Source organism: Aporhodopirellula rubra (genome assembly GCF_014192335.1).
GTDB classification, from domain to species: Bacteria; Planctomycetota; Planctomycetia; order Pirellulales; family Pirellulaceae; genus Rhodopirellula; species Rhodopirellula rubra.
On the sequence record NZ_JACHXU010000003.1, the window covers coordinates 179671 to 205224 of the forward strand.

The 25554-nt window shown below is 56.6% G+C and carries 17 protein-coding genes; 13 read left to right on the top strand and 4 right to left on the bottom strand.

All coding sequences use genetic code 11. The features are described 5' to 3' along the window. Positions 1-166: 166 nt before the first annotated feature. The 5 genes from mce (at position 167) to FHS27_RS05355 (ending at position 6527) form a co-directional block, all read left to right on the top strand. On the top strand, positions 167-577 hold the full coding sequence (gene mce, locus FHS27_RS05335) for a methylmalonyl-CoA epimerase (protein WP_184302728.1): 411 nt from the start codon (positions 167-169) through the stop codon (positions 575-577). 77 nt (positions 578-654) lie between these two features. Next, on the top strand, positions 655-2751 hold the full coding sequence (locus FHS27_RS05340) for a methylmalonyl-CoA mutase subunit beta (RefSeq protein WP_184302730.1): 2097 nt from the start codon (positions 655-657) through the stop codon (positions 2749-2751). Between the two features lie 2 nt (positions 2752-2753). Next, the gene (gene scpA / locus FHS27_RS05345) at positions 2754-4970 is read left to right on the top strand and encodes a methylmalonyl-CoA mutase (protein WP_184302733.1); all 2217 of its coding nucleotides are present in this window, start codon (positions 2754-2756) and stop codon (positions 4968-4970) included. Continuing rightward, positions 4967-5965 (top strand): methylmalonyl Co-A mutase-associated GTPase MeaB, encoded by a 999-nt coding sequence (gene meaB / locus FHS27_RS05350; protein WP_184302736.1) that lies wholly within the window; start codon positions 4967-4969, stop codon positions 5963-5965. The genes scpA and meaB overlap by 4 nt, the downstream gene beginning before the upstream one ends. Positions 5966-5990: 25 nt before the next feature. Continuing rightward, on the top strand, positions 5991-6527 hold the full coding sequence (locus FHS27_RS05355; RefSeq protein ID WP_184302739.1) for a gamma carbonic anhydrase family protein: 537 nt from the start codon (positions 5991-5993) through the stop codon (positions 6525-6527). Positions 6528-6581: 54 nt separating this feature from the next. Here FHS27_RS05355 and FHS27_RS05360 read toward each other — a convergent pair whose 3' ends face one another. The 3 genes from FHS27_RS05360 to FHS27_RS05370 form a co-directional block, all read right to left on the bottom strand. Next, positions 6582-7760, bottom strand: a complete 1179-nt coding sequence (locus tag FHS27_RS05360) for a lactonase family protein (protein WP_184302742.1) — start codon at positions 7758-7760, stop codon at positions 6582-6584. A gap of 309 nt (positions 7761-8069) precedes the next feature. Next, positions 8070-8546, bottom strand: a complete 477-nt coding sequence (gene rimI / locus FHS27_RS05365) for a ribosomal protein S18-alanine N-acetyltransferase (protein WP_173405316.1) — start codon at positions 8544-8546, stop codon at positions 8070-8072. A gap of 427 nt (positions 8547-8973) precedes the next feature. After that, the gene (locus FHS27_RS05370) at positions 8974-10647 is read right to left on the bottom strand and encodes a sigma-70 family RNA polymerase sigma factor (RefSeq protein ID WP_184302745.1); all 1674 of its coding nucleotides are present in this window, start codon (positions 10645-10647) and stop codon (positions 8974-8976) included. Between the two features lie 829 nt (positions 10648-11476). Here FHS27_RS05370 and FHS27_RS05375 point away from each other — a divergent pair. The 8 genes from FHS27_RS05375 (at position 11477) to rdgB (ending at position 24886) form a co-directional block, all read left to right on the top strand. Then, positions 11477-13156: a hypothetical protein gene (locus FHS27_RS05375; protein WP_184302748.1), complete on the top strand. Its 1680-nt coding sequence runs from the start codon at positions 11477-11479 to the stop codon at positions 13154-13156. 138 nt (positions 13157-13294) lie between these two features. After that, the gene (locus tag FHS27_RS05380; protein WP_184302753.1) at positions 13295-14338 is read left to right on the top strand and encodes a hypothetical protein; all 1044 of its coding nucleotides are present in this window, start codon (positions 13295-13297) and stop codon (positions 14336-14338) included. 114 nt (positions 14339-14452) lie between these two features. Continuing rightward, positions 14453-14698 carry a 50S ribosomal protein L27 gene (gene rpmA / locus FHS27_RS05385; protein WP_009097252.1) on the top strand — a complete coding sequence of 82 codons (246 nt, stop codon included), beginning with the start codon at positions 14453-14455 and terminating at the stop codon, positions 14696-14698. A 10-nt stretch (positions 14699-14708) separates the two neighbouring features. Then, a complete protein-coding gene (locus tag FHS27_RS05390; RefSeq protein WP_184303350.1) occupies positions 14709-16730 on the top strand; it encodes an ATP-dependent helicase in 2022 nt (673 codons plus the stop codon). Between the two features lie 373 nt (positions 16731-17103). Then, positions 17104-20151, top strand: a complete 3048-nt coding sequence (locus FHS27_RS05395) for a PD-(D/E)XK nuclease family protein (protein ID WP_184303351.1) — start codon at positions 17104-17106, stop codon at positions 20149-20151. Further along, positions 20148-22991 (top strand): UvrD-helicase domain-containing protein, encoded by a 2844-nt coding sequence (locus FHS27_RS05400; protein ID WP_246419133.1) that lies wholly within the window; start codon positions 20148-20150, stop codon positions 22989-22991. Before FHS27_RS05395 ends, FHS27_RS05400 begins: the two co-directional genes overlap by 4 nt. Before the next feature lie 115 nt (positions 22992-23106). Continuing rightward, positions 23107-24201, top strand: a complete 1095-nt coding sequence (gene folK / locus FHS27_RS05405) for a 2-amino-4-hydroxy-6-hydroxymethyldihydropteridine diphosphokinase (protein ID WP_184303353.1) — start codon at positions 23107-23109, stop codon at positions 24199-24201. Between the two features lie 73 nt (positions 24202-24274). Further along, entirely contained in the window at positions 24275-24886 is a 612-nt protein-coding gene (gene rdgB / locus FHS27_RS05410; protein WP_184302757.1) for an RdgB/HAM1 family non-canonical purine NTP pyrophosphatase, read from the top strand. A 44-nt stretch (positions 24887-24930) separates the two neighbouring features. On the opposite strand, the gene FHS27_RS05415 is transcribed toward rdgB, so the two are convergent. Next, the gene (locus tag FHS27_RS05415) at positions 24931-25311 is read right to left on the bottom strand and encodes a hypothetical protein (RefSeq protein WP_184302760.1); all 381 of its coding nucleotides are present in this window, start codon (positions 25309-25311) and stop codon (positions 24931-24933) included. Positions 25312-25554 lie beyond the last annotated feature (243 nt).

A 25554-nucleotide genomic window follows, 5' to 3' on the forward strand; every position in this document is an offset into this window, starting at 1 on the left:
AACGATTGTTATGGGAACCGCTCTTGAAACGACGTTCCCGATGACGGTGTGCTTCACATTGACGCATTGCCTTTACACAGCCGTGGCATAACCCAGAATGCCCCCATCGCTAACGCAGCCCACGCCTGCAAGACGCTTCTTATCACTGCAAAAAAGGAAAAGGCTCATGAAACCGGTTCAATCTCTAAATCACATTGGAATCGCCGTGCGGTCACTAGATGACCAGAAAGCCTTTTACGCTGACACGTTGGGTGCCGAATTCGAAGGCGTCGAAGAAGTTCCGAGTCAGAAAGTTCGTGTTGCGTTTTACAAGATCAACGACGTTCGTTTGGAACTGCTCGAGCCGACCGATCCTGAGAGCCCGATTGCGAAGTTTATCGAAAAACGTGGTGAAGGAATGCATCACATGGCCTTCACGGTAGATGACCTTCCCGCCCGCATCTCTGAACTGCAAGCCGAAGGGTTGCGGATGATTGATGAAACACCGCGTCCGGGGGCTCACCACATGAAAATAGCGTTTATCCATCCCAAGAGTAGCTGCGGCGTTTTGACCGAGTTGTGCCAACCACCCCAATAAACAGTTGATGTTGTGGTTCATCAATGAGTAAGAACGATCGACCACAACGAACGGCTACATCCATGAGAGACCAAAGCATGTCAACGATACCTGAACTCACGATCGCGGATGATTTTCCGCCTGTTGATTACGATACCTGGCGGGCGACCGTCGAAGCGGACTTAAAAGGAGCTCCCTTCGAACGCAAACTTGTTTCGCATACGTACGAGGGCATCGATGTCCAGCCTGTCTACACGTCGCGTGACGACCTCGGCGAGGATGCGGCGGGGATGCCGGGTTTCGCTCCTTTCGTGCGTGGTTCCCATCCGCAGGGGCCCGTCATGTGTGGGATGGATCTGCGTCAGGAACACGCCCATCCGGATATCAAAAAGACCAACGAGGCCATCCTGGGTGACCTAGCGGGTGGCGTGACATCGTTGCTGTTGCGGCTCGACCTTGCTGCCCGGCACGGTTTTGGAGTGGACGATCCTCAATACGCCCATCTTGGCGGCCAGGACGGTGTGATGGTCGCGGGCGCCGATGACCTCGACGCCGCACTCGCTGGCGTTCACGTCGATCTTCTTGACGTGGCAATCGATGCTGGTGCCGCCTTCTTGCCAGCGGCCGCAACGCTCGCCGCGGTGTGGAAGAAACGTGGGATCGGAGACGCCGCCGCACGAGGATCATTCAACGCTGATCCGCTGGCCGCGCTGGCTCGCGACGGAGAACTTCCCGTTGCACCGGAGAGAGCGTTAGCCGATTTGGCGGAACTGGCGCAGTGGACCAAAGACAATTATCCGAAGGTCACCACCGTTGTTGTTGATACATCGCCTTACCACGATTCGGGGGCCACCGCGGCTCAAGATATCGCGATGGCGATGTCCACGGCGGTTGAATATTTGCGAGCCATGACTGGGGCGGGGATGTCGATGGAAGACGCCGCCCGGCAAATCTGTTTTCGAATGAGTTTAGGGACACACCACTTCTTAGCGATTGCAAAGATTCGGGCCGCCCGGATGCTTTGGTCTCGTGTTTTGGAAGCGTCGGGATGTCCGCCGGTTGGCATGCGGATACATGCCCGCACCAGCAACCGTGTGATGACTCAACGTGACCCCTACGTTAATTTGCTGCGAAATAGCGTCGCGATGTTTGCCGCGATTGTTGGCGGCGTTGAAAGCGTCACTTCTTTGCCGTTCGATCATGCGTCGCGATTACCGGATGACTTCAGTCGCCGAATCGCCCGTAATACCGTGTTGGTCCTGCAAGAAGAATCTCACCTGCACCGCGTGCTCGATCCCGCCGGTGGCAGTTGGTTTATCGAGAAACTCACCAAAGACGTTTCCGAAAAAGGCTGGGAGGTGTTCCAGAGCATCGAACGTGAAGGCGGGATGCTCGCGGCCTTGATGAGCGATCACATCCGAGAACAACTCGACACCGCCTACGCACCTCGAGCCAAGGACATCGCGTCTCGCAAAGAAGGCATCACGGGCGTGAGTGAATTTCCCAATCTCACCGAACAGCGTGTCGAAAATGTCCCACCGGACCTCGATGCGTTGCGAAGCGATGCATCGACGCGGGCAGCGGCCCAAGACAAATCGGGTGTCGCTCTCGAACAACTCGCGGGGATCTCTTCGCGAGTAGAGATGGCATTCGATGCCGCCGACATGGGAGCATCGATATCTCAAATCGCCGGTGTCCTTGGGTTTGAAGAGGAGGCGACCACGATTCAACCGATCGAACCGCACGCCTTCGCACAGCCGTTTGAAGAACTGCGGGATGCGAGTGATCTGTGGATGGAGAAGGAAGGACACCGTCCTCATGTGTTCCTCGCGAACATGGGACCGGTTGCTCACTTCACCGCCCGTGCGACTTTCTCGAAGAACTTCTTCGAGGCGGGAGGATTCGACACCATCGCCAGCGAGTCGTGTGCGGACGCTGAGGCCGCCGTTGCGGCGTTCAAGGCCAGTGAAGCAAATATCGCGGTGATCTGTTCGTCTGACAAACTTTACGCGGACATGGTTGTTCCCGTCGCTCAGGCTTTGAAACAGGCTGGTGCTCGCAACGTTATCGTCGCCGGTTTCCCCGGTGCGAATGAAGACACGTGGCGGAAAGCGGGTGTCGATCGATTTATCTTTATGAAGTGCGACGTGCTCGGCACGCTCCGCGAGTTACTAGCACAAGAGGGGGTACTCTAATCATGACTACGACCAACGCCACCAAACTACCGAACTTCGCCGATGTGCCCCTGCAATCCGAGCAGGCGGCGAAGGCGACCACGAAAGAAAACTGGGCCGACGCGATCGGCGGTGACCCGTCCCGTTTGAACTGGAAGACGAACGAACAGATTCCGATCAAGGGGCTCTATACCTCGTCCGACCTTTCGGACGTCGATCACCTTGAAACGATGCCAGGGTTTGCACCTTTTCTTCGCGGTCCCTATCCGACGATGTACGTGATGCGTCCTTGGACGGTCCGGCAATACGCGGGATTCTCGACCGCAAAAGAGTCCAATGCGTTCTACCGCCGGAACCTTTCCGCCGGTCAGAAAGGGTTGTCGATCGCATTCGATTTGGCGACCCACCGTGGTTACGATTCGGATCACCCGCGAGTCGCGGGGGACGTCGGCATGGCGGGCGTCGCGATCGACAGTATCTACGACATGCGGACACTGTTCGATGGCATCCCGCTCGACGAAATGAGCGTCTCGATGACAATGAACGGTGCCGTCTTGCCGGTGATGGCGTTGTATATTGTCGCCGCCGAAGAACAAGGTGTTGCGCCGGAGAAGCTTTCCGGAACGATTCAGAATGACATTCTGAAGGAGTTCATGGTCCGGAACACTTACATTTATCCGCCCGAACCGAGTATTCGGATCATCGCGGATATCTTCGACTACACCAGTCGTTTGATGCCTCGCTTTAACAGCATCAGCATCAGTGGCTATCACATGCAGGAAGCCGGTGCGACGGCCGACTTGGAACTCGCCTACACGCTCGCCGATGGGCTGGAATACGTTAAGACCGGGATTCAAGCAAACCTGGACGTGGATGCCTTTTGTCCGCGACTGTCCTTCTTCTGGGGCATCGGGATGAACTACTACATGGAGGTCGCCAAATTGCGAGCGGCCCGAATGATTTGGGCGAAGCTGATCAAACAGTTCAACCCAAAACAACCCAAGAGTTTGTCGCTGCGAACGCACAGCCAAACGAGTGGTTGGAGTCTTGTCGCTCAAGACGTTTACAACAACGTGATTCGTACTTGTGTGGAAGCCATGGCGGCCACACACGGGCACACGCAGTCGTTGCACACCAACGCACTCGACGAAGCGATCGCGTTGCCGACGGACTTCTCCGCCCGGATCGCACGTAATACGCAGTTGTTCCTGCAACAGGAAACGGATACCTGCGACGTCGTCGACGCGTGGGCGGGCAGTTACTATGTCGAAAAACTGACGCATGATCTGGCTCAGCGAGCGTGGGAACACCTCGCCGAAGTCGAAGCGGCAGGCGGAATGACCAAGGCCATCCAGGCGGGGATTCCGAAAATGCGGATTGAAGAAGCCGCCGCTCGGACGCAAGCTCGAATCGATTCGGGGCAGCAAACCGTGATCGGTATGAACAAATACCGACTCGCCAAAGAAGATGACTTGAAGGTTCTCTCGGTGGACAACACCGCCGTGCGGGAATCTCAAATTGCCAGCCTGAAACGGTTGCGTGAGGACCGAGATCAAAACGAGGTCGATCAACGACTCGCCGATCTACGTGCCGCCGCAAACGACTCGAGTAAGAACCTTTTGGAAGCCGCCGTCGCTGCCGCTCGTGCGAAAGCGACCGTGGGTGAAATGAGCGATGCCCTCGAATCAGTTTATGGGCGTTACGAAGCACCGGTCCAAGCGGTCCGGGGAGTCTACGCAAGTGAAACGGAAGGAAACGTGTCGGTTCAAGCAGTGCAACGATTGGTGACGGCGTTCGAGAAAGCCGAAGGGCGACGACCTCGGATTCTGGTTGCGAAGATGGGCCAGGACGGACACGATCGAGGGCAGAAGGTCATCGCGTCCGCGTTTGCTGACCTCGGGTTCGATGTTGACATCGGGTCGTTGTTCCGCACGCCCGCCGAAACCGCAAAGCAGGCTGTTGAAAACGACGTGCATATCGTTGGCGTCAGTTCGCTCGCGGCCGGTCACCTGACTCTCGTGCCTCAACTGCGTGATGAATTGGCGGCACTGGATCGCGAGGACATCATGATCGTTGCCGGTGGTGTGATCCCGCCTCAGGATTACGACACGTTGTATGAAGCCGGCGCGGCTGCTGTGTTCGGTCCGGGCACGGTAATCAGTGAAGCCGCCGCGGCGCTGCTGAAACGACTGGCCGAGGAACTCGAGCTCGATATCAAAATCGACGACGTTTCCGCATGAGTCGTCGCCGAATCATCACAGCAGATGACTATTTCGACGGGGTTCGTGGTCAAAACGTCTCCATGCTCGCGCGAGCGTTCACGCTCGTCGAATCGAGCAGTGCGCGGCACATCCCCGTCGCCGAAGAATTGCTGACCCGTTTGATGCCGCATACCGGCGGCGGATTGCGGATCGGCATCACGGGCGCACCTGGTGCGGGTAAGAGCACGTTTATTGAAGCACTCGGGTTGTTACTCGTTGCGAAAGGTCTCCGTGTAGCGGTGTTGGCCGTTGATCCATCGAGTGGGATCACCGGTGGCAGTATCCTGGGTGACAAAACTCGCATGGGGAAACTCGCCGCCGAGCAAAATGCGTTCATCCGTCCTTCGCCGTCGGCAGGGACCCTTGGCGGCGTCGCGAACAAAACCCGCGAGATCATGCTGGTCGCCGAAGCAGCCGGATACGATGTGATTCTGGTCGAGACGGTCGGTGTCGGCCAAAGTGAAACGATGGTCGCCGAGATGACGGATTGTTTCCTCGCGATCATGTTGCCGGGGGCCGGAGATGAACTGCAAGGCATCAAACGAGGTCTGCTCGAACTGGTCGATGTCATTGCGGTAAACAAGGCCGACGGTGCCAATCGGAAACCCGCGTTGCTCGCCGCGCAGCAATACCATAATGCGTTAGATTCGATCTCAGGCAGTGCGAGCGATGCCGCTCCCGCGATTTTGACATGCAGTGCCCTGCAACAAGAAGGCATTGATGATGTCTGGGATGCGATCGAGAAAAGGTGCCAGCAGAGCAAGGAAAACAAACGGTTCGAACATCGTCGCCGTCAACAGAATTTGCGTTGGCTATGGGCGATCGTGGAAGACCGATTGAGACAAACGCTGCACACGCATCCCGGTGTGCAGGAAATATGCGATGATGTCGAAACACGCGTCCTCGCCGGTGAAATGCCACCTGCTGCCGGAGCACGGCAACTGTTTGCCGCATTGAAACTAGACCACGAGTAAGTCACCGAGATCACGAGTCGATCCTATGCCGATTATCAAACCCGTTCGCGGATTCACGCCTCAGTTTGGCGAGAATTGCTTTTTCGCCGAGAACGCCGTCGTGGTCGGTGATGTGATCATGGGAAACGATTGCTCGGCATGGTTCAGCACCGTGATTCGCGGAGACGTCAACTCGATCCGTATTGGGAACAAGGTCAACATTCAAGACGGCGCGGTTCTCCACACGCTGTATCAAAAGTCCGTCATCGAAATCGCCGACAACGTGTCCATCGGACATAACGTCTGTGTTCACGGCGCGAGGATCGACCAAAACTGTTTGATCGGAATCAACTCCGTCATTCTGGATCACGCCCACATCGGCGAAGGTTCCATCATCGGTGCAGGATCGGTTGTCCTGCAGGGAACAAAGATTGAACCGGGAAGTCTTTACGCCGGAACGCCTGCTCGGCGGATCAAAGATGTTGATCCGGAACAGGCAAAAGAAATGATCGAAAAGATCGCCAACAACTACATGATGTACGCCAGTTGGTTCCAAGAAGAGTCGTCTGCACCAGACTCGTAAACCGAACGCATCTTGTTGGTTGAGAGGGCGTTCCCGCGAGTTTGTTCGCTGGGGTTAGTTTGCCGCGCCGAAGAGGACGCAAATCGAAGACGGTACCACCTGTGTCTCGCGAATGAAGGTGAGTTCGCCTGTTTCGGCATCGATGGAGAAGACGGTCGCGGTATTGCTTTCTTGACCGACGACAATGAGCCAACGGCCGCTCGGGTCCATGCCAAAGTTGCGAGGCCATGCTCCGCGAATCGGTTCCACTTCCGTGAGTGAGAGCGTCCCCTCGTCGTCAACCCGGAACGCACTGATGCTGTCATGGCCTCGGTTTGCGGTGAAGATAAAACGGCCGCTTGGGTGAACGCGGATTTCCGACGCGCTATTGAACGTTTCCTTGGCTTTCACTTCCTCGGACAACGTCGCAATCGTTTGCCCGGGAGTCATCGTGCCGTCGTCCGCGTTGTAATCGAAGACGGTAATCGACAGGGCCAATTCGTTGAGAACGTAAACTCGTTTCCCGTCAGGGCTGAATTTCATGTGTCGTGGTCCTCCGCCGGGCGGGCAGACACCAAAACCATGAGGAGTCAATGCGGGAGTTTCCGCATCGAGTTTCCAGATGACAACCCGATCCATTCCCAGGTCAGGTACAAACGCGAAACGGTTGTCAGGTGATGTGCCCGTCCAGTGCGCGTGCGGTGTGTCCTGGCGGTTGGGAACCACTCCAGAACCGGCCTTAGGCAGCAATTCGGAATGTTCTTTCACTTCCGCGAGTCCTTTGATCGAGCCGTCGTCGGCAAGACCATAGAGCGACGTTGAGCCGCCACCGTATTGCGCCGACATTAACACTTTGCCTACTCGGTCCGTCGAGACATGAGCTGCCCCGCCGTCTCCCGTTGGTGCCGATCCGATGTACTCGAGTTTCGCTTTTCCGACTTCGCCCGTGATTCGAAATGCCGACACCGCATCGCCGGAAGTGACCGAGCTGTTTGCTGGGCGGCCCGTGGCGTAGAGGGTCTTTCCATCGGGATGCATCGCCAAGAAACCGGGGTTTTGGATTTCCGCAGCAAGTGTCGTTGGCGTCAGCTTTCCCGTCTCCGTGTTGAAGGTCGCGTAATAGATCCCGCGGCTGTCACTCCCTCGACCGGTCGAGGTGCCAAACCAAACATCAACCATCTGTCCGTAAGAATTTGATACTGAGGTCAAAAAACAAATGGCCGAAAGGAATGCGATACACAGCGTGCGAATCATGGGCGGGAGCCTCTTGGGGTGGGAAAGGACGAAGTCGTCGCCGACAGTCTAAATCCTTTCAATCCACGAGTGTGCTTTTTTGAGACACCGCGGCGAATTTATCTCGCATCCTATGCAAGCACGCGATTTTCGCGGATATCGGCTACATCGTTTTAGGGGATGATCTAGGCATCCGCGCAGAAAAATACCCTCCGTCAACTGAGTTGGCGGAGGGTAGTCGATGAATCAGAACAGTTTAATCCGGCGGAGTCGGGTAGTCCTTGGGCGTTCCGGTATGTCTGCAAAGATGCAGGTGGAAGCGACGTCTCGTTAGCCAGCCATACGTGTGATGCGGTTGTGCGGTTGGGCGAGTTCTTCGGCGGTCGGCTGATAACGGAATTGCATGAGGTACGCGTCTTCGGTGGCGTCGTCATAGAAGTCACGCAGAACCGAAATCGCTTTGAAGCCGAGGTTCTTGAAGAACAACTGAGCTTCGAGGTTCGTTTCGCGAACTTCGAGCATGATGCGGTTTCGCCGCTCTTGGGAAAGCTTGCCGAGCAGTTTTTGCATCATGACGTTACCGATGCCTTGGCGACGGTAATCGCTGTGTACGGCGAAGTTCAGGATGTGCAGGCGGTTCTTGTGCAGTTCATAGATCATGAACCCGACGACGCGGTCATCACACTCGGCAACCATGCCGATGCAGTTTCGTTGGCGAAGGCAACGGATGAAATCATCCTCGGTCCACGAAAACTCGAAACAATCACTTTCGATGCCCAACACGTCTGGCATATCACGACGGATCATCCAGCGGATGTGGGCGGTTTTGGTCGCTTGTTTTGTGTGTTCCACGTCGGACTCCCTTCCGGTGCAATGAAGTTTTTATCGTCGGTTTCGGAAACCATCCTGGTGTCCCCGGCGAGGAAACGGAAATTAGCAGATCACCCCGATGGCACCAAGACAGAAAAAGAAAAAGGCAGCCGGCACATTGAATGTGCCGACTGCCTCGGTTTACTTGCACAAGGCAAGCCAGTGGCAGGGTGATTAACGCAGTTTGCGGGGACTAGGGTGCTTTCTCGAACGGCGTATCCAATATTACCGGATCTCGGAAGACCGGATTGTGGTGGGGCCAGCGCGTATGTGCGTGCCATCGTTTCGCAGGCTCGAGATCGCGTTGGCGGATTGGATCCGCACGAGCCACATACCTGGACCGGAAGACGTTCGCTCGCGTACCTCAGCCTGCCCCGAGTTCGACGTCGATTTTGGCTTCACGGGCCGCGTCGCGGAGTTTGCTTAGGGCCCGAGCTTCGAGTTGGCGAACGCGTTCTTTGGTCACGCCCATCTCGGCGCCGACTTCCTTCAATGTCAACGGTTCGGCACCGCGTTGGAGACCGAAGCGAGCCGAAATGATCTTCTGCTCACGTTCGTCCAAACGATCCAAGATCCGAGCCAACTCACGTTGACGTTGGCGTTGGACGGTCTCTTCCGTGTACGGGTCGAGACGTTCGTCTTGATGGCCCACGAAGACCTCTTCACCGCTGGTGCGGAAGCGATCGCGGTGACGGAATTCCTTTGGAATCGTGCGAGCGAAGTTCTTCATGATCGCCCACGTTGCGTACGTGCTGAACTTGTTACCACGCGAGTAGTCGAACTTCTCGACCGCACGGATCAGCGACATGTTGCCGTCGCTGATCAGCGAAAAGAAGTCTTCACTGCTAGCGACGTGTCGTTTGGCGATCGAGACGACCAAACGCAAGTTAGCTTGGACGATCTTGTTCTTCACTCGGACAGCGTCTTCGTAGAGCGATTGGATTTTGTCCATCGTTTCGCTGCTGCTCTGGCCGCTGGCGATCAACTCGTCACGCAAAACACCGGCGCGGTGTTTGAGGTAGTTCATCTTGCGGAACAGGTGGCCTTCTTGCTCGCGGTTGAGCAACGCGACGTCGTAAAGTGCCGCCAGATAGCTGGGCAAGTCCGCAGGCGGACGCACTTTGCGTGACGCGGTGGCTTCCGGCATCTCGGCGAGGTACTCGGACTCTCGGCTGAGGTCTTCGAAATCCTCGTTGTAGATGTGGTCGAGCGGCAGTTCAGACAATTGCTGCATCCGAACTTCGTCGAGGATCCGGCGGATGCTCGAGCGGGTGCGTTTGAAGCGTTTGCACAGTTGAGGAATGGTGGCGCCGTGAGCGTGGAGCTGGGCGACGACCCGTTTGTCTTCCTCGGTCAGCGATTCACGGTGATGCGGGAAGATCGCGAGTTTCTGGTTCTGGGCATCGAAATTCTTCAGCGTGTAACGGATCGTTTCGGGCGATCGGTTCATTTGCTGAGCCAATTGCACGGTCACCTCCGACAAGCTCGCACCGCCCTCGGCCAATTGCCGAGCACGCTCGATCATCTCGGTCTTCTCGTCGCTGCTGAGTTGGCTGAAACGCTCGCCACGGCGGACTTTGTCCCGGTTGGCGGCGATGAACCGTTCCACGCTGCTGTGCAGGAACCCAACACGTTTGCGTTTGCCAAACAGGAACTTGCGGCTGACGAGGCCGGCTTCGCGCCACCGGCTGATCGTCTTGGTCGAAACATGGAATTGTTTCGCCAAATCGTTGACGGTGTGAACCCGCTCGCCTGCGGATTGCGAATCCAGATCGGCTGAATCGGCGAGATCCTCGATCAGCAGACGCAAATCATGCTGCAGGTCTTCCGAGCGGATCGTTTGACGAAGTTTGGATTCGGGGCGGTAGTTTGTGATGCGAAAGCAAACATAGTCGATCACATAATCGCGATCGGGTACGAGTTCGCCGAGCAGTTTTTCTGCGAGCAGTCCTTGTTCGATTTTCTTGTTACGAGGTGCGAATCGTGTGAGTTGATCGCGAAGTTCGATCAGTCCGACATGACGATAGCTGGTATGCATTGTCTCTAGTTCCCAGTGCTTGATCGTGCGTGTCCGATTTTTCCTTGCAACCCCGGCGGGTCGCCGACACGATAATCTGATTTGCCCGGGGATCGCCAAATCCATAAGGCGATTAAGGGTGCTGACTCGCAGGCAATCCAACAACCGGTCAATGCCGGGAAGTCTACCAAACGAGTCAAGTGTCTTCGTGCGGCTCCATGCCGCCCGAAACCGGAACTCTTTGCCGAACGCTAGTCTGCTTGTCTCCTACCGTTGGTTCATACCGTGGTTGGAGACGCACCCGTTCGACGCGGAAGTCCATGTCCTCATGAGACCGTTGAAGTGACGAAGGAGTTCATCGAAAAGTTCGAAAATTCCCCGGAATCACTGGGCCAGGACTCTCCGTTTTACCTGACTTGCCTGGTCGGAAACGCACATGGTTCGTTTCGTCTCGCAGCTTCACAGCGGAGATGTCAATTCTGGTCACCAATGAGTCGCCACGAATGGCGGCACCCAGTTGGACGGGAGCTACTAGTGAAAATTTCAGACCAAAACGGCCGATCTCGCCAGAATGCAGCGGCTTGACTTCGTAAGTGTCCCGCAAATCGCAGGCTTTTCGGGCCAAGAAAAAATTCGGAGGCTTGACCAAGTGTCCTATTGAGGACAGCAGAATTGTCACATTTACAATCAGATTGCAACATTTGCCGTCTCAAAACGAGATTCTGGTCAATTCTTACACAACCATTCAATCGGTTGACCGGTTCATGCCGATTCTGCCGGAGTAGCGGTACTTTTTCGCCGTTTTCACGGGTGTTTCTCCCTCCGCCTTCCGTTGTCTGAGTTTGTCCCCATGAGCCACCAAACCCATCGCGAAAACCCAGCCCAGAGTCCTCTTTTTGCTCATCCGACCCAGTGTGATTCTGGCCGCATTGTCTCGGCGGATTCTGCAAACTGGGCCGGTGACTTCGCGGGCGAACTGAATGCGTCTGGCAACGTGTCTGACAACGTGAAGGCCTCGCGGCGTGGTTTCTTAGCGTCTGCGATCATTGGCGGAATGTGTGGGGCAGGCGGATTGTTGCCCGGTGGAGTGTCGGACGCTGGTGCGGCAGGTGCTGGGGAAACCCGTTTGTCGATTTCGCACAACAACGATCTCTTTCGCGTGCGGATGCAGATGGAGGTCAAAGGCAATGTGACGTTGGTGGAAGACCCGTTGCTGCCCGATGGCAAGAAAAAGCTGTTGCCGGTGACCGCGGACTTAAACCTGGATTACGAAGAACGGTTTTTACGCCCCGCCGGCGCGACACCCGAATCGGAAGTGGTCGCCGTCGAGCGACACATTCACGACGCGGTCGAGAAGAGTCGTCTGAGCCGCACCGCTCAAACGACCGAGCTTCGCGGAACCGTCACGGACGTCATCGCACGTCGCGAGCAATTGCCCGAAACGATCTATTCCAACGACGAATACTTAACGCACAAAGAGATCGATTTGCTTCGCACGCCGATTTCCAGCGTCGCGATCGATCGGCTGGTTCCTCAGCAAATGATGCGTCCTGGGGAAAAGGTCGCCATCACGAAAAACGACTTGGCTTCGTTTTTCAATCTCTCCGGAGTCGCCTCGAGCGACGTGGAAATCGAGTTGGTCTCGGCGGATTCGTCGCAAGCAAAACTGCAGATGCGTGGCAAGATCGAAGGATCAGTGTCGGGAGTTCCCACTCGATTGCAAATCGTCGGGAAGTTGACACTCGATCGCCGTGCCGGCGCCGTCGCGTGGGCAGCGGTCGCGATCCACGAAACACGTGAGATCGGCAAAGCGGAGCCAGGTTTCGATATCACCGCGACGGTCCGCATGGTCCGAAAACCACTGGCCAAAGTCCAGACGCTGCCCGCGAAGCCGGCCGAGATCGTATTCGATGAACCGCCACCGACAGACCGTTTGCTGGTTGCCGTTGCGAGTCGGCACGTTGGGCTGGAGGGATTGATGGACCGTCGATGGCGGATGATGCAAGACGTCCCCGGCGATGCGGTGCTGCGGATGATCGAAAACGATCAAGCAATCGCGCAGTTGAACCTGCGTCCTTTGCCCCGTTTGCCTGAGGGGCAGCAGTGGACACTCGCGGCATTCGAAAACGATGTTCGCAAAACGCTCGGAAAACGCTTCGGTGAACTCATCGAGAGCCATGAGGGAATGACCGACGGCGGGCTCCGGTTGTTGCGCGTCGTCGCGGGAGGACGTGTCAAAGGAGTGCCGATCCAGTGGATTATGATGCACATCAGCGACAACGAGCGACGTCGGGTTTTGGCCACTTGGACGATGGACGGGGACAGCGTTCCGCGACTCGCCGGGTCCGATATTCAGCTCGCCGCTTCGCTGCGATTGCTCGATGGGGTGAATCAGACCGCCCAAAACGACTCAAAAGCAATGAAAACCGGGGAAAACACTGATTTGTCCGTCGTCGATTCGTTAGACGAAGTAGAATCGGTGGCGTCGACCGCAGACGTGGTTTCGCCGAGTGACGTGAAACGCCGATAAGGCCGTATTACCGTTGGGAAATGAACGTCACGGGGGTGGCTCGTAATCCTCCCGATCAGTTTTGTCAGTCTGTGCGTCGTACAGAATGTCCCCGCATCCGGTCGGCACCTCATCAGCACGCTATTTTTGACGAAACCAATGCAACTACCCGGCATCGATTGTTCTCATCGCCCAGGCATCGGACGACGCGTTCGCGAGTTCGTGATCGCGGTTTGCCTACTTTCCACCCTGGTTTCTTCGGAAGTCATGGCCCAAGACGGGGCCGTTGGCGGAAAAGCGGACGCGTCGAGTCAATCGCAGACGCAGTTTGCGCCGGGCGTTGTGACGGTGATTCCGCCTGCTCCCGATCCGAAGGAGACCTTCGACGGGCCACTGACGCTGCAATCGATGATTGACGCCCATCCTGAAATCAGTTGGGAGGGAACCGGAAATCACCCCGAGGGGCGGCCCCATTTCGATCCGCGGAGCCGCACGCTTCAGGAACAACTGAAACAGGTGATTCTTCGCCGGGAGATCTATTGCTTCGAGTTTTCGTTCAAGCCGCTGCGACAGATTTACCTCGATATTCCTCGTCCCGACGGGCGAATGCAGCGAAAACTCGTTCAGTACATGGTTTACCGCGTGCGATATCGTGGCGGAGACATGCGTCCGGCGGCCGATGATCTGAATCAGCCGATTTATCGCCGGATCGAGTCGGTTAGCTACAACTCACGCCGCCTGTTTCCTATGTTCGTTCTCGAAAATCACGAAACGGGGAAACAATTCACCGACCAGATTTTGCCTACGGCCGTGGACCGGATCGCGATCCGCGAGCAAATCACGGCACCGCTGTATAACAATGTCGAAATCTCGCGGGTGAAAGTACCGCGAACGAAAGACGAGGACGCCCCGGGTGTCTGGGGAGTGGCGACATGGGTCGATGTCGATCCCAATCTCGATTTCTTTTCGGTCAACGTTTTTGGTCTGACCAACGCGTTTGAGCAGGATGGTGAGGGGGCCGACGCACCCTATCGTCGCAAGGCTCTGATGCTGAATTTCTTCCGTCCGGGGGATTCGATGGACCAAATCGCCGACCGGGTCCGTTTCGGTGTGCCCGCCTACGAGAACGAAAAAGACCAAGCATACGTGCTGGAAAAATATGGTCTCGATAAACGGCTTGATTACCGGTGGGTGTTCCGGTAACTTTCTCCCCTCTCACATCGAACATATCCGCGTCACCTTTGCGTGACGCCTCCCCCAACCAATTATCGGCCGGCCGCATCAGCGTCGGTTTCGAGATCAGCAAGCGAAAAGACAATGGCACACAAAAAGGGTCAGGGCAGTAGCCGTAACGGTCGCGACAGTAACGCACAACGTCGTGGAGTGAAGCGATTCGGCGGCGAATCCGTCCGAGCAGGCAACATTCTCATCCGCCAGGTTGGCACGAAGTTCCACCCCGGTAAGGGCGTTGGAATGGGCAACGACTACACGCTCTATGCATTGGTCGACGGAAATGTCCGTTTCGACCGCGAAGGCCGTCGCATCAATATCGACGTCGCCTGAGCATCTACGATTGAATGGATTCAGCGTTGAGGGACTGAACCCTCCGCAAGCCGAAGCGGTCAAGACACTGTCGGGGCCGCTGTTGGTGTTGGCCGGTGCGGGGACCGGAAAAACCCGTGTGGTGACGTTTCGCATTGCGAACTTGATCAAGCACGGCATCGCTCCCGAGCGGATTCTCGCTGTGACGTTCACTAATAAAGCCGCCGGCGAAATGCAGGAGCGGGTGGGCGAACTGCTCGGGCACAGCAACAAACGCCGCCGCAAAGGCGAGCCCGCTCCTCCCAAACCCACTATCAGTACGTTCCACTCGCAGTGCGTTCGCATGTTGCGGGAGCACGCCAACGTGCTGGGGTTTCCTAAAAAGTTTTCGATCTACGATCGGAGCGATCAGGAGTCACTCGCTCGTGCGATCTTGCGCGAGTTGCGATTGCCCAACACCGCGCTCAAGCCGTCGGACATGCTGTCGATCATCGGTTCGTGGAAAAACGAGTCGATCACGCCTGACCAAGCGGTCGGTCACGCCAGCACGGATAAAGAGCACTTCGCCGCCGCCGGGTATCGTCGATATCAGAATGCACTGCGGGCACGTGGGGCGATGGATTTCGATGACCTTCTGTTGCACACCGAAGTGTTGCTCACCGAGCACGAAGAGGTTCGCGTTGCCGAAGCGGCGAAGTATGACCACGTGCTCGTTGACGAATATCAAGACACCAACGGCAGCCAATATCGGATCACGCAGGCGCTCACCAAAGAACACCGTAACTTTTGCGTTGTCGGCGACGACGACCAATCGATCTACGCTTGGCGAGGTGCCGACGTCACTCACATTTTGAGTTTCTCGAAGGATTGGCCCGACGCGAAGATCGTGTGGCTCGAGGACAACTATCGCTCCACCGGCGCGATCCTTGAAATGGCGAACCGCCTGATCGCGTTCAATACCGAACGCCACGATAAGATTCTTAAACCCGACCGGCCGACCGGCAAGCGACCCCGTATCGTCCAACATAAAGATGAGACGACGGAGGCGGAGACGGTCGTGCGTGAGATTCGCCACCTGATCGATAACGAGCACATTCAACCGCGAGACATCGCGATTCTGTTTCGTACCAACGAACAGCCACGATTGTTCGAAACCGAACTGCGAAAGGCGGACGTGCCTTACGTGATGTTGGGGAGCCAATCGTTTTTTGATCGACGCGAAGTTCGCGATTTGATTGCTTACTTGAAATGGATCAATCAACCCGATGATGAGATCTCGTTGCTGCGAGTGATCAACACGCCCGCTCGTGGTTTGAGTAACAAGACGACGAAGCTGTTGATCGAGCGTGCGGTGCAGCGTGGAGTTCCGGTTTGGCAGGTGATGCAAAACAACGCTGCCATCGAGGATCTCCCGCCGGCGGCGAAGCGAGGCATCGAGCAACTCCGGCAGCTTTGCGCCGACGTGCAATTACGGGCCGAGAGCGATTCGCTCGTCGACGCGATGGAAACCCTGATGCAGCGAACCGGTTACGCCGACGAGATCGCGAGGTTGTATGAACAACCGGATGAACGCGAAGCCCGCATGGCGTCGATCGGTGAATTCACCAACGCGATCGCCGCCTATCAAGACAAGCAGGAGAAACCGGAGCTGTCTGGTTTTCTCAGTGACATCGCGCTGGCGGGGCGAGAGATGGGCAGCGAAAAAGACAAACTCGCGATGAAGAACGCGGTGTGGTTGTTAACCATGCACGCGGCCAAGGGGCTCGAGTTCCCGGTGGTCTACATGGTCGGGATGGAAGACGGCTTCCTGCCGCACAGTCGTAGCGTGAAGAGCGGGCGTGAGGAAGACATCGCCGAGGAAAGGCGTTTGTGTTACGTCGGAATCACGCGTGCCCAAGAAACGCTGACAATGTCGCTGGCGCTTACCCGGCGTAAATGGGGGAAGCCGCGACCGACCCAGCCCAGCCGGTTCCTGTATGAGATCACTGGCAAGGCTGACAATTCGAACAAGTATCGCAAGCAAGGCGTTCGCGGCGCTCGCGTTCAGCGCTGAGGCGAACCATCGGTGGGCGGAATCAGTCTTCGTAGGTGAACGTGTCACTCGCATTTGTGTTTGCTTTGACCCGCAATGGAGACTGACCGATTCCGATGGTGGTTCACTGTCACGCGTGAGTCATCAGTCGGTGTCCGGTTCCAAAGCGGATGCTGATCGGGTCTGATTGAATTGGCGGCAGCTAGGGTGTGTTTTAAAAAGACGTAGCCAATGTTGCCTGACTTCGACGGCTGAATTCGGGCGAAATCGGCTACCGTGAAGAGGCACGTCTTCATTTGAAACGCTCTCGGTTTTGCAACGTGCGCGTGTTGTAAAGCGTTCTCAATGGTGGTGCCGGCGACCAAGGCAAGGGAATTTCCAATTGGTTACAAAAATGAAGAATACGGGCGGACGTGGACGTCGTGCCAAAAACACTTCTCAGTGTCAGCGGGTGTTCTGTGGTTGGGACACACCGCTGCTACAAACGGCAATGCATTGGTTGATTGAAAACAGCGGGCAGTGGGGATCGGTCCAGGAAGAAGCCGAGGCGATGCCGTTGCTCGCCGATCAACTTGATGAGGAGCCTGGGCAGCCGGCTGGTGATGGTGCCAGCAATGCGATCGATTTGAGTTCGATTGACCTCGTGTTGCCATCGAGCCGTGCGGTCAGCCGCCTCAAAGAGAAATTGCTGATGGCGGCGCAGGCTGCGGGACGTGCCTACCGTCCGCCGCGTTTTTACTTGGTCGGTCGTTTGCCGAGTCTTCTGTATCGCCGGCCTGCGGAATGGGCCTCGGACTTTGAACAAACACTTGCTTGGGCACGTGTTTTGTCGTCGTCCGATCCGGCGCAATTGCAGACGCTCGTTCCGACGTTGCCTGACGCGGATTCGACAACCGGTTGGCTCGATTTAGCGACCACAACGAGACGGTTGTGGACGAAGACGTCGGCGGAAAATTTGACCTTCGCGGCCGTGGCAGACAAAGTCGAAAATGCGGCCGAGCGTCGACGTTGGGAGTTCTTGGTCAAAAGCCATGATGACTATCTCGCTGAACTGAAGAAAGCCGAACGTTGTGATCCCAATGCAGCCGCGCTCGATGCGATCGCCGACAATCGATGTCGGGCACTGCGTCCTCTTGTTCTCGTCGGCGCGACCGATTTACCTGAAATGGTGAAGGTGATGTTGTCGCAAATCGACACACCGTTGACGTCGTTCGTTGCGGCCCCCGAAAGCATGGCTGGCCACTTTGATGCGTTGGGATGTTTGGTTCCGGAAAAGTGGAAAGACCACGTTTTGCCGATACGTGATGAACAACTCATTCCTGCCGCCGGAATCGAAGATCAGTCGCACGGCGTGACGGAACTGCTCGCCGAGTTCGGTGAAGACTACAGCGTCGACGCGATCACGATTGGGGTAACCGATGAATCGCAAATCGAGCCGATCGAGAATCAATGCCGAATGTTGAAAGTGGACACTTATCGACATTTCGGATGGACGGTGGCGGAGACGTCGGTTGGTCGGTTAATGGATCTGCTCGTTGTTTATCGCCAACGCAGAAATTGGCGTTCACTCGCTGCTTTGGTCCGGCACGCGGCTGTGTTTGAAATGGTTCAAAATCATTTTCGATCGGTTGCGGAAAAAGAGGGCGGTAATAAAACGAGCGTCGATTGGTTAACGCGTTTGGATCAATTGATGGCCGAGGCATTTCCACGTAGCCTCGATCAACCGTTGCCATCCAAGCGATTTGAATCTGCGCTCGCGGATGAAATTCGCGACTGTGTCGAAACATGGCTTGCGCCGCTGAATCAAAAACGACAAGCGATTCGGAGTTGGAGTAAGGTCGTTGCGGAGGTGCTCGGTAAACTCTTTCCGCATGCTGAGCGACCTGAAATCGACTCGCCAAAGGATGCTCCTTCGGATCGTACGGCAAAAAGTGCGGCGCGAACCGTCGAGGCCGTTGAGGCGACGTTCCGAGTCCTCGAAGGTTTTGAGGAACTCAGCGTGCCGTTGGATTCGCCCGTTGATTCCAATACCGCACTCGAGCTGTTGTCCGCTCGTATCGCAGAAATCAGTCTGCCAGACTCCCCTGCCCCGAACAAAATTGAGATTCTCGGTTGGCTCGATTTGGCGTTGGACGATGCACCAGCGTTGGCGCTTTGCGGGCTCAATCACCCGTTCGTCCCGGAGGCATCGTCGGGTGATCCTTTCCTGCCATCGTCGCTGCAGAAATCGCTCAACCAACGGATCAACGATCGACGCTACGCTCGCGACGTGCATGCAATGCACCAGATGTTGTGTGGTCGGCAACAAACCCGCATTCTCGTCGGGACTCATTCAGCGGACGGATCTCCGACACCGCCGAGTCGCTTGCTGGCGGCGTCGACGGCCGATGACGCCGCTCGACGTGTTTGTCGTTTATTAACCGATCATCGGGTGAGCGTTGAGATCGTTGCGGAATCCAACGAAGCCGAGCAGGAGAGCGGTGGCGATACGAATCGAATCGATTATTTCCGTCCGCCTCCCCCGGAGCCCGGGCGAACGATCGAGACGCTCAGCGTGACTGCGTTCTCTGCGTATTTGGCATGCCCGTATCGGTTCTATCTGCGTCACGTTTTGCGGTTGCGTCCGCTCGATGATGCGGCGTTAGAACTTGCCGCGAATCAGTTTGGTGATCTCGTCCATGGAGCTCTCGAGTATTTCGGTGAGAGCGATTTGAAGGATGAGTCGGATCCGAGCAAGATCGAAGCCGAGTTGATCGCTCAGTTGCATCGTTTTGCGGACGAACGTTATGGCAACAACACCGCGTCGACGGTCGCTCTGCAGGTGCGTCAAGCCGAGCGACGATTGAAAACAGTGGCACTTCGACAGGCTGAGCGAGTCGCGGCGGGATGGCGGATTCACGCGGTGGAGGCGTCGGTCGACGAACTCGACATTGACCGTGTTACCAAGAAGCCGAAAAAGCCCACCGGGATTTTGCTCGATGGTCAGTTCACCGGATTGCGAGGACGGTTTGATCGTATCGACTATCACCCGGAATTGGACCGATGGGCGATTCTCGACTACAAAACGCATGGGCATTTGCCGGAGAAAAAACACCTGAAGAAACTCGCCGATGGATCCACCACTTGGGTCGATTTGCAACTGCCGCTGTATCGGCGATTTATTCCGGATCTCAACATTCCTGCTGATCCCGTGGATGTTGAGTTGGGGTACTTCAATGTTGCCGAGAAAGACACCGAAACAAAAGTGAATATTGCTTCGTTTACCGAAGCTCAGTTCGCCCAAGCGGACGAATTGATTCACTACTGTGTGCGTCAAATTCGAGACTGCCGGTTCGAACCGAGTGAGTCGGGTGTCGAGTATGACGACTACGAGATGATGTTCAACGAAGCCACAACGACGATCGCTGAGGACGACGATGAATCGAGCGAGGTGTCACGATGAATAAAATGGCCGACTCCAATCCGGAAACTGAGGACATGCAATTCGTTTTTGCGGACGACGACGTCAACGATGCGTTTGACGAGTTGTTGCTCGAACGTGAAATGTTATCGCCCGAGTTGTTGCGGAGTGCGTTTGAACCGACGCTCGTTCGTGCGTCCGCGGGGACCGGGAAGACGTATCAATTGACTGCGAGACTGTTGAAGATCTTGCTGACCGGTGCGCCACCGGAATCGGTGCTCGCGACGACGTTCACTCGGAAGGCAGCGGGCGAGATTTTGACGCGGGTGCTCGTGACGCTTGGGGCGGCAGCGGATCCGGACAATTCCGATGCGCTCGAAGGATTGCGGCAACAGGTCGGTTTGCCCGGATTGCCGCGTCATGTTTGCGGTGACCTTTTTCATCGTTTGCTGCGAAATATCCATCGATTACGAATCTGCACGCTCGACAGTCTCTTTTCGCAGCTGGCTCGCGCGTTGCCGTTTGAACTCGAATTGCCGCCGGGTTGGCGATTGACCGATGAGGTCGAAGAAGTTTGGTTGAGGCAGCTCGCCGTCGGTAACATGATCGACGTTTTGGAGTCGTCTGAGATCGAGTCGTTGATTTCCATGCTCGGTCGGGGTGACGTCAAACGCAACATCGCTCGGGAATTGATCCAGGTTGTCGAGACGACCTACGAAATGTCGCGACAGGGTGGCGTTGAGGCGTGGGATTCGATTCAGGTGCCGACGCGTCCTGAGTCGAAGCTCGTGACGTCGACCGCGGGTGCGTTTCGAATGGTGGAGATCAAGCAAAAGTCGCTACGAGAACTGCTCGAGAAAATGGCTGACCATCTCGACGCTCGTGATTTCGGTCCGTTGGTCGAGCAGACGTTGCTCAAGAATATTCACAAGTCCCGAATCGCGAAAGAAGAGGTGAAGTTCGGACGCAGCAAGTTTCCGCCGGAGTTGGATTCTAATTTTGATGTGCTGTATCAGGCCGTGCAGTGTGAGTCGTTGTCGCTGCTGCGGAGTCAGAATCAAGCCACCGGAAGTGTTGCGGTTTACTACGAGGGAGCGATCAATGATGTCAAACAGTCACAGCGTGCGTTTGCGTTTGACGACATCGCGGTCCGATTGGCGAGAGTGTTTCGTGATCTCGATGCCGCCACCATTCAAAACCGGCTCGACTCGAAAATCGATCATTTGCTCCTCGATGAATTTCAGGATACCGCTCCGGTGCAGTGGCAGGTTCTCAAGGTGCTTGCGCAGTCGGTTGTTTCCGGCGCAGGCGGAGACGACAGTGCGGACGCGGAGGGCGGTTCATTGGTGCGAACGATCGATCCGCGACGCAGTCAGTCGTTCTTTTGTGTTGGAGATACGAAGCAGGCCATTTACGGCTGGCGCGGTGGTGTTGCGGAAATCTTTGACGCCGTCGATCGACAGGTCGATGGGATCATCAGTCGTTCGCAGGACCAGAGTTTCCGAAGTTCGCGAGTGGTGCTCGATGCCGTCACGGTGGCGTTTCAAAATCTGACGAAGCACCCGTTGGCGGAACCGCCCGAGATCGACGACCCATCGGAGAAGTCGGTTTATGAGGCAGAGGCGTTGCAGGACTTCGCCAAGAAGTTTCCTGCCCATACGGCAGCCAAGGACCTTCCCGGTTATGTCCGTTTCGTGACGGGGCCTCTCGTTCCACCCAAGGTGGATCCCGAGAATCCAAAAGCGAAACCGGTCAAGCCGACCGCAAAGGAAATTACTGCAGCGTTGATGGATGCGACGGCGGAACAGATCCAAGCGTTGAACCAAGCGGCGCCGGAACTGACGATCGGTGTCCTGACGCGAACCAACGCCACGGTGGCGATGTTGATCGATCGGTTGGAGTCGCTCGGTGTGGACGTTAGTGCCGAAGGTGGTAACCCGTTAACCGATTCGGTGCCGGTGCGATGGGTGATGTCGGCGTTGATGATGGTCGAACATCCCGGCGATGGACGATGGCGTTTTCATATCGCCCATTCTCCGTTGGCCGATCATCTGCCACTGGCTGAATCCGATCCCGTTGATGCGGCTGCCAATCGATTGCGGTCCATGATTGAGGACCGAGGGCTTGCTGAGACGGTGATGTTTCTCACCGAATCGCTTCGTCCAGCCTGCGATTCGCGTGACAGCGTTCGGCTGCATCAGCTCGTCGAACTGACCACGTTGTATCGACATACCGCTCGTTCCCGATTGCGTGACTTTGTCGATCTGGTCAATGTGAAGCGGGTGCAGCGTCCTCGTGCTGCGGCGGTGCGTGTGATGACGGTTCACCAGTCCAAGGGGCTCGAATTTGATGCGGTCTTTTTGCCTGAGATTCACAAAGAGTTGATTGGTCAACCGCCCCAGTGTGTCGCGGACCTGCCTGATCTCGGGCAACCACCCGTTGGCATGAGCCGAAGTGTGAGTGAAAAACAGTGGCATTATTTGCCGACCCGCTGGCAACGAACCTTTGGTGGTAACGTGAAATCTCGCGTGACTGAGGCCTTGTGCCTGTTGTACGTGGCGATGACTCGTGCCCGACAAGGCCTTTATATCGTCACGCCACCGAGCACCAAGCGTGACTTCGCCAACAAGAACGCCGCCTCGTTGTTGTTTCATGCTTGGGCGGGGGCCTCCGATGAAGCGGACATCGACCCGACGTCGGGCAACGCGGTCTTATATGAGTCGGGGGATCCGAGCTGGTGGGACAATCTGGATCGGGGCGAGGATGCGGGGCCCGATTCATCCGGAGCCGAATCCGCGGACAGCGATGATGTTACGCCGCGACGCGCGATCCGATTCCGTCCCGTTGGGGAAACTCCCTTGCGAAACGCTGTCTCGGTCTGATTTGCTGTGTTCGCGGGGTTAAACGGAGGCGTCGGCTGAAATGGGCGGATGGTCACTGCCCGAATCATCCGCGGCCCCCTGTGGCGTCTTCGGCGAGATGGGTAATCTTTGGTGCATGCCGACGCATTGCCTTATCAGTTTTGGATCCAATTTGGGCGATCGCGATACCGTCGTCGCCCGAGCGGCACGGTTGGTCGATCAGTCCGGCGTGGTTGCGCGCTCGACCGAGAGTCTGTCGGCTTCGTCTGGCGCTCAATTAACTGAGGCTGCCCAATCAACTGGGGCGACCCAATCAACTGAGGCGACACTGAGCGGTAGCGGATTGCGGACGAGCCGGCTGTTTGAGACACCGCCGATCGGTGGTCCTGGTGGACAGTCGCCGTTTCTCAATGCGGTTGCCGCGTTTGCGACCGAGGCTTCCGCGGCCGAAGTTCTCGACGTTCTGCAGCATGCCGAGCAACAACTCGGCCGCGAGCGAAACGACCGTTGGGGGGCCCGTTCGATTGATCTCGACGTCGTTCTGCACGGCAGGCTGTGCGGCGAGGCGCCTGCGGGGCGTCGCGGTCTGATTGGTGGTCGTGGCCCCATCGGATCGGCCGGTGCGTTGGTCGTTCCGCATCCACGCTACACCGCTCGCAAGTTCGTTGTCGTGCCGGCTTGTGACGTGGCGGCCGACTTTTGCGATCCTCGGTTCGGTTGGTCGCTCGCGGATTTGGCGGCGCACCTCGATGCGGCACCACCCTCGATGGCTCTCGCCGGAGGCGATGACGCGTTGCGTCGAACCATCTGCGAACGGCTGGCGGCCGAGCATGCGATTCAAATTGTGGACGCCGACGCGGTTGCTTCCGGGATTCCGATTCAGGACGCCTGTTGGGGCGAGTCGAAATGGGACTCGTCACGTTCCTGGGTTTCGCCGAGCGTGCCACGACCTCTGCGCGAGAACGTATCGGATGTCGACGTGAAGTCGGTGATGCGAGGTTGTGAATCGGTGCGGACGCTCGGATTGCCACGTTTGATCGCACGAATCGAACGGACAACGGAAGCGACGCGTTGGCCGGCCCCTCATCGGATGTGGCCGTCGAGTTGGAGGTGGCCGGAATACCGACTCGAGGTTGATGACCTTGACTGGGCGGTCGGAGAAATCGCGTCGGCATTGGATTCAATGTGTTGCGAGGCGAGACCCGTGACCGACGACGGAGATTGGTGGTGATCGACCGCCACGGGCGGAGTCGTTGCGGCGTCCTCGTTATTGATAAAACACTAGCCAGAGAGTTTTGAAAGACATGTTTGAATTAGTACTCGGAACGAACAACGCAAAAAAGTTGATCGAGCTGCAGATGATGATGCCAGCCGGGATGGCACGCCTGACAACACTCGCGGACATCGAGGGTTCGATTGACGTGGTCGAGGACGGAACCACGTTTGCCGAGAACGCCGCGAAGAAAGCGACCGAGCAGGCGTTGCATCTCGGTCGATGGGTGCTCGCCGAAGACAGCGGCCTATCGGTTGATGTGTTGAAAGGCGAACCCGGCGTTTACTCGGCCCGGTATGCGGGAACGCACGGTGATGACGCAGCCAACAACGAAAAGTTGCTCGATGAACTTCGCGGAAAGCCCGCCGAAAAACGAGACGCACAATTCAATTGCCACCTTTGTCTGTCGGATCCAGAAGGCCAAGTGCGATTGACCGCGTCAGGAATTTGTCGCGGGCGGATCGCCGAATCGTTGTCCGGTGCAGCAGGATTCGGTTACGACCCGCTCTTCATTGTCCGTGAATATCATCGCACGTTCGGTGAACTCGATCTGACGGTGAAACGCGCCATTAGCCATCGTTCGCGTGGTTTGCGAAAACTATTGCCGCAACTCGCCGCGTTGATCGCACGAACAGCGAACTAACGTCGCTCGATTTCGGAATCGAGTGCGACGCGTGTCGTACTCGACTATTGTGGCGCACCAAAGACGGGACGTGTCGGCACCGGATGAAATCGCGGCCAGGGCACTTCGGGGGGCTTTTCTTTGGGCTCTTTGAGGCATCCCGTTTTGGGGCTGACGTCCAATGGTGAGACGTCGGAGCAAAACACTCCTTCATCAGGAGAGGTCAGCACGGCTCCTTCGTGCAGTAACTCTTGCGCCATTTCGGCAGGGCCATACTGCACGTCACTGTTCCAGTCGCCTAGCAGTCCGCCTCGATCGGCGGGATCGTGGATCCGCTCGCTCGGGATACCGAGTGCGAGACATCCGCTCGAACAAACACAAACGCACGTCCACAGGCTGAGCCAGCAAGACCGTCGGAGTGATCGTTGGAGGTGAGTGGAATCCATATTCTCCTGTATCGGGCGTCAGAGGCGATGTCTTTAGAAAAAACTGTGCAACCGTTCTTTCTTGCCAAGCCCGCCACTTTAAACGCTCGGTGTTGGGTCCGGTTTTGACGCCCTGTAGGGTTGTTCTGGTCGTGTTTCGACGGAAATTCATCGTTTTTGAGTTCTGGATTGTCATCCATTGGGGGTGTGCACCTCAGTCGCACACTTTTGAATTGTGCGATCTGAGGCAGACGTTCGGTGAGT

Coding starts and splice junctions, on each gene's coding strand:
- FHS27_RS05355 (WP_184302739.1), top strand. CDS start 5,991: ATGCCGATTATCAAACCCGTTCGCGGATTCACGCCTCAGTTTGGCGAG.
- rpmA (WP_009097252.1), top strand. CDS start 14,453: ATGGCACACAAAAAGGGTCAGGGCAGTAGCCGTAACGGTCGCGACAGT.
- FHS27_RS05340 (WP_184302730.1), top strand. CDS start 655: ATGTCAACGATACCTGAACTCACGATCGCGGATGATTTTCCGCCTGTT.
- FHS27_RS05380 (WP_184302753.1), top strand. CDS start 13,295: ATGCAACTACCCGGCATCGATTGTTCTCATCGCCCAGGCATCGGACGA.
- FHS27_RS05370 (WP_184302745.1), bottom strand. CDS start 10,647: ATGCATACCAGCTATCGTCATGTCGGACTGATCGAACTTCGCGATCAA.
- meaB (WP_184302736.1), top strand. CDS start 4,967: ATGAGTCGTCGCCGAATCATCACAGCAGATGACTATTTCGACGGGGTT.
- FHS27_RS05395 (WP_184303351.1), top strand. CDS start 17,104: ATGAAGAATACGGGCGGACGTGGACGTCGTGCCAAAAACACTTCTCAG.
- rdgB (WP_184302757.1), top strand. CDS start 24,275: ATGTTTGAATTAGTACTCGGAACGAACAACGCAAAAAAGTTGATCGAG.
- mce (WP_184302728.1), top strand. CDS start 167: ATGAAACCGGTTCAATCTCTAAATCACATTGGAATCGCCGTGCGGTCA.
- FHS27_RS05360 (WP_184302742.1), bottom strand. CDS start 7,760: ATGATTCGCACGCTGTGTATCGCATTCCTTTCGGCCATTTGTTTTTTG.
- scpA (WP_184302733.1), top strand. CDS start 2,754: ATGACTACGACCAACGCCACCAAACTACCGAACTTCGCCGATGTGCCC.
- rimI (WP_173405316.1), bottom strand. CDS start 8,546: ATGATCCGTCGTGATATGCCAGACGTGTTGGGCATCGAAAGTGATTGT.
- FHS27_RS05400 (WP_246419133.1), top strand. CDS start 20,148: ATGAATAAAATGGCCGACTCCAATCCGGAAACTGAGGACATGCAATTC.
- folK (WP_184303353.1), top strand. CDS start 23,107: ATGCCGACGCATTGCCTTATCAGTTTTGGATCCAATTTGGGCGATCGC.
- FHS27_RS05415 (WP_184302760.1), bottom strand. CDS start 25,311: ATGGATTCCACTCACCTCCAACGATCACTCCGACGGTCTTGCTGGCTC.
- FHS27_RS05375 (WP_184302748.1), top strand. CDS start 11,477: ATGAGCCACCAAACCCATCGCGAAAACCCAGCCCAGAGTCCTCTTTTT.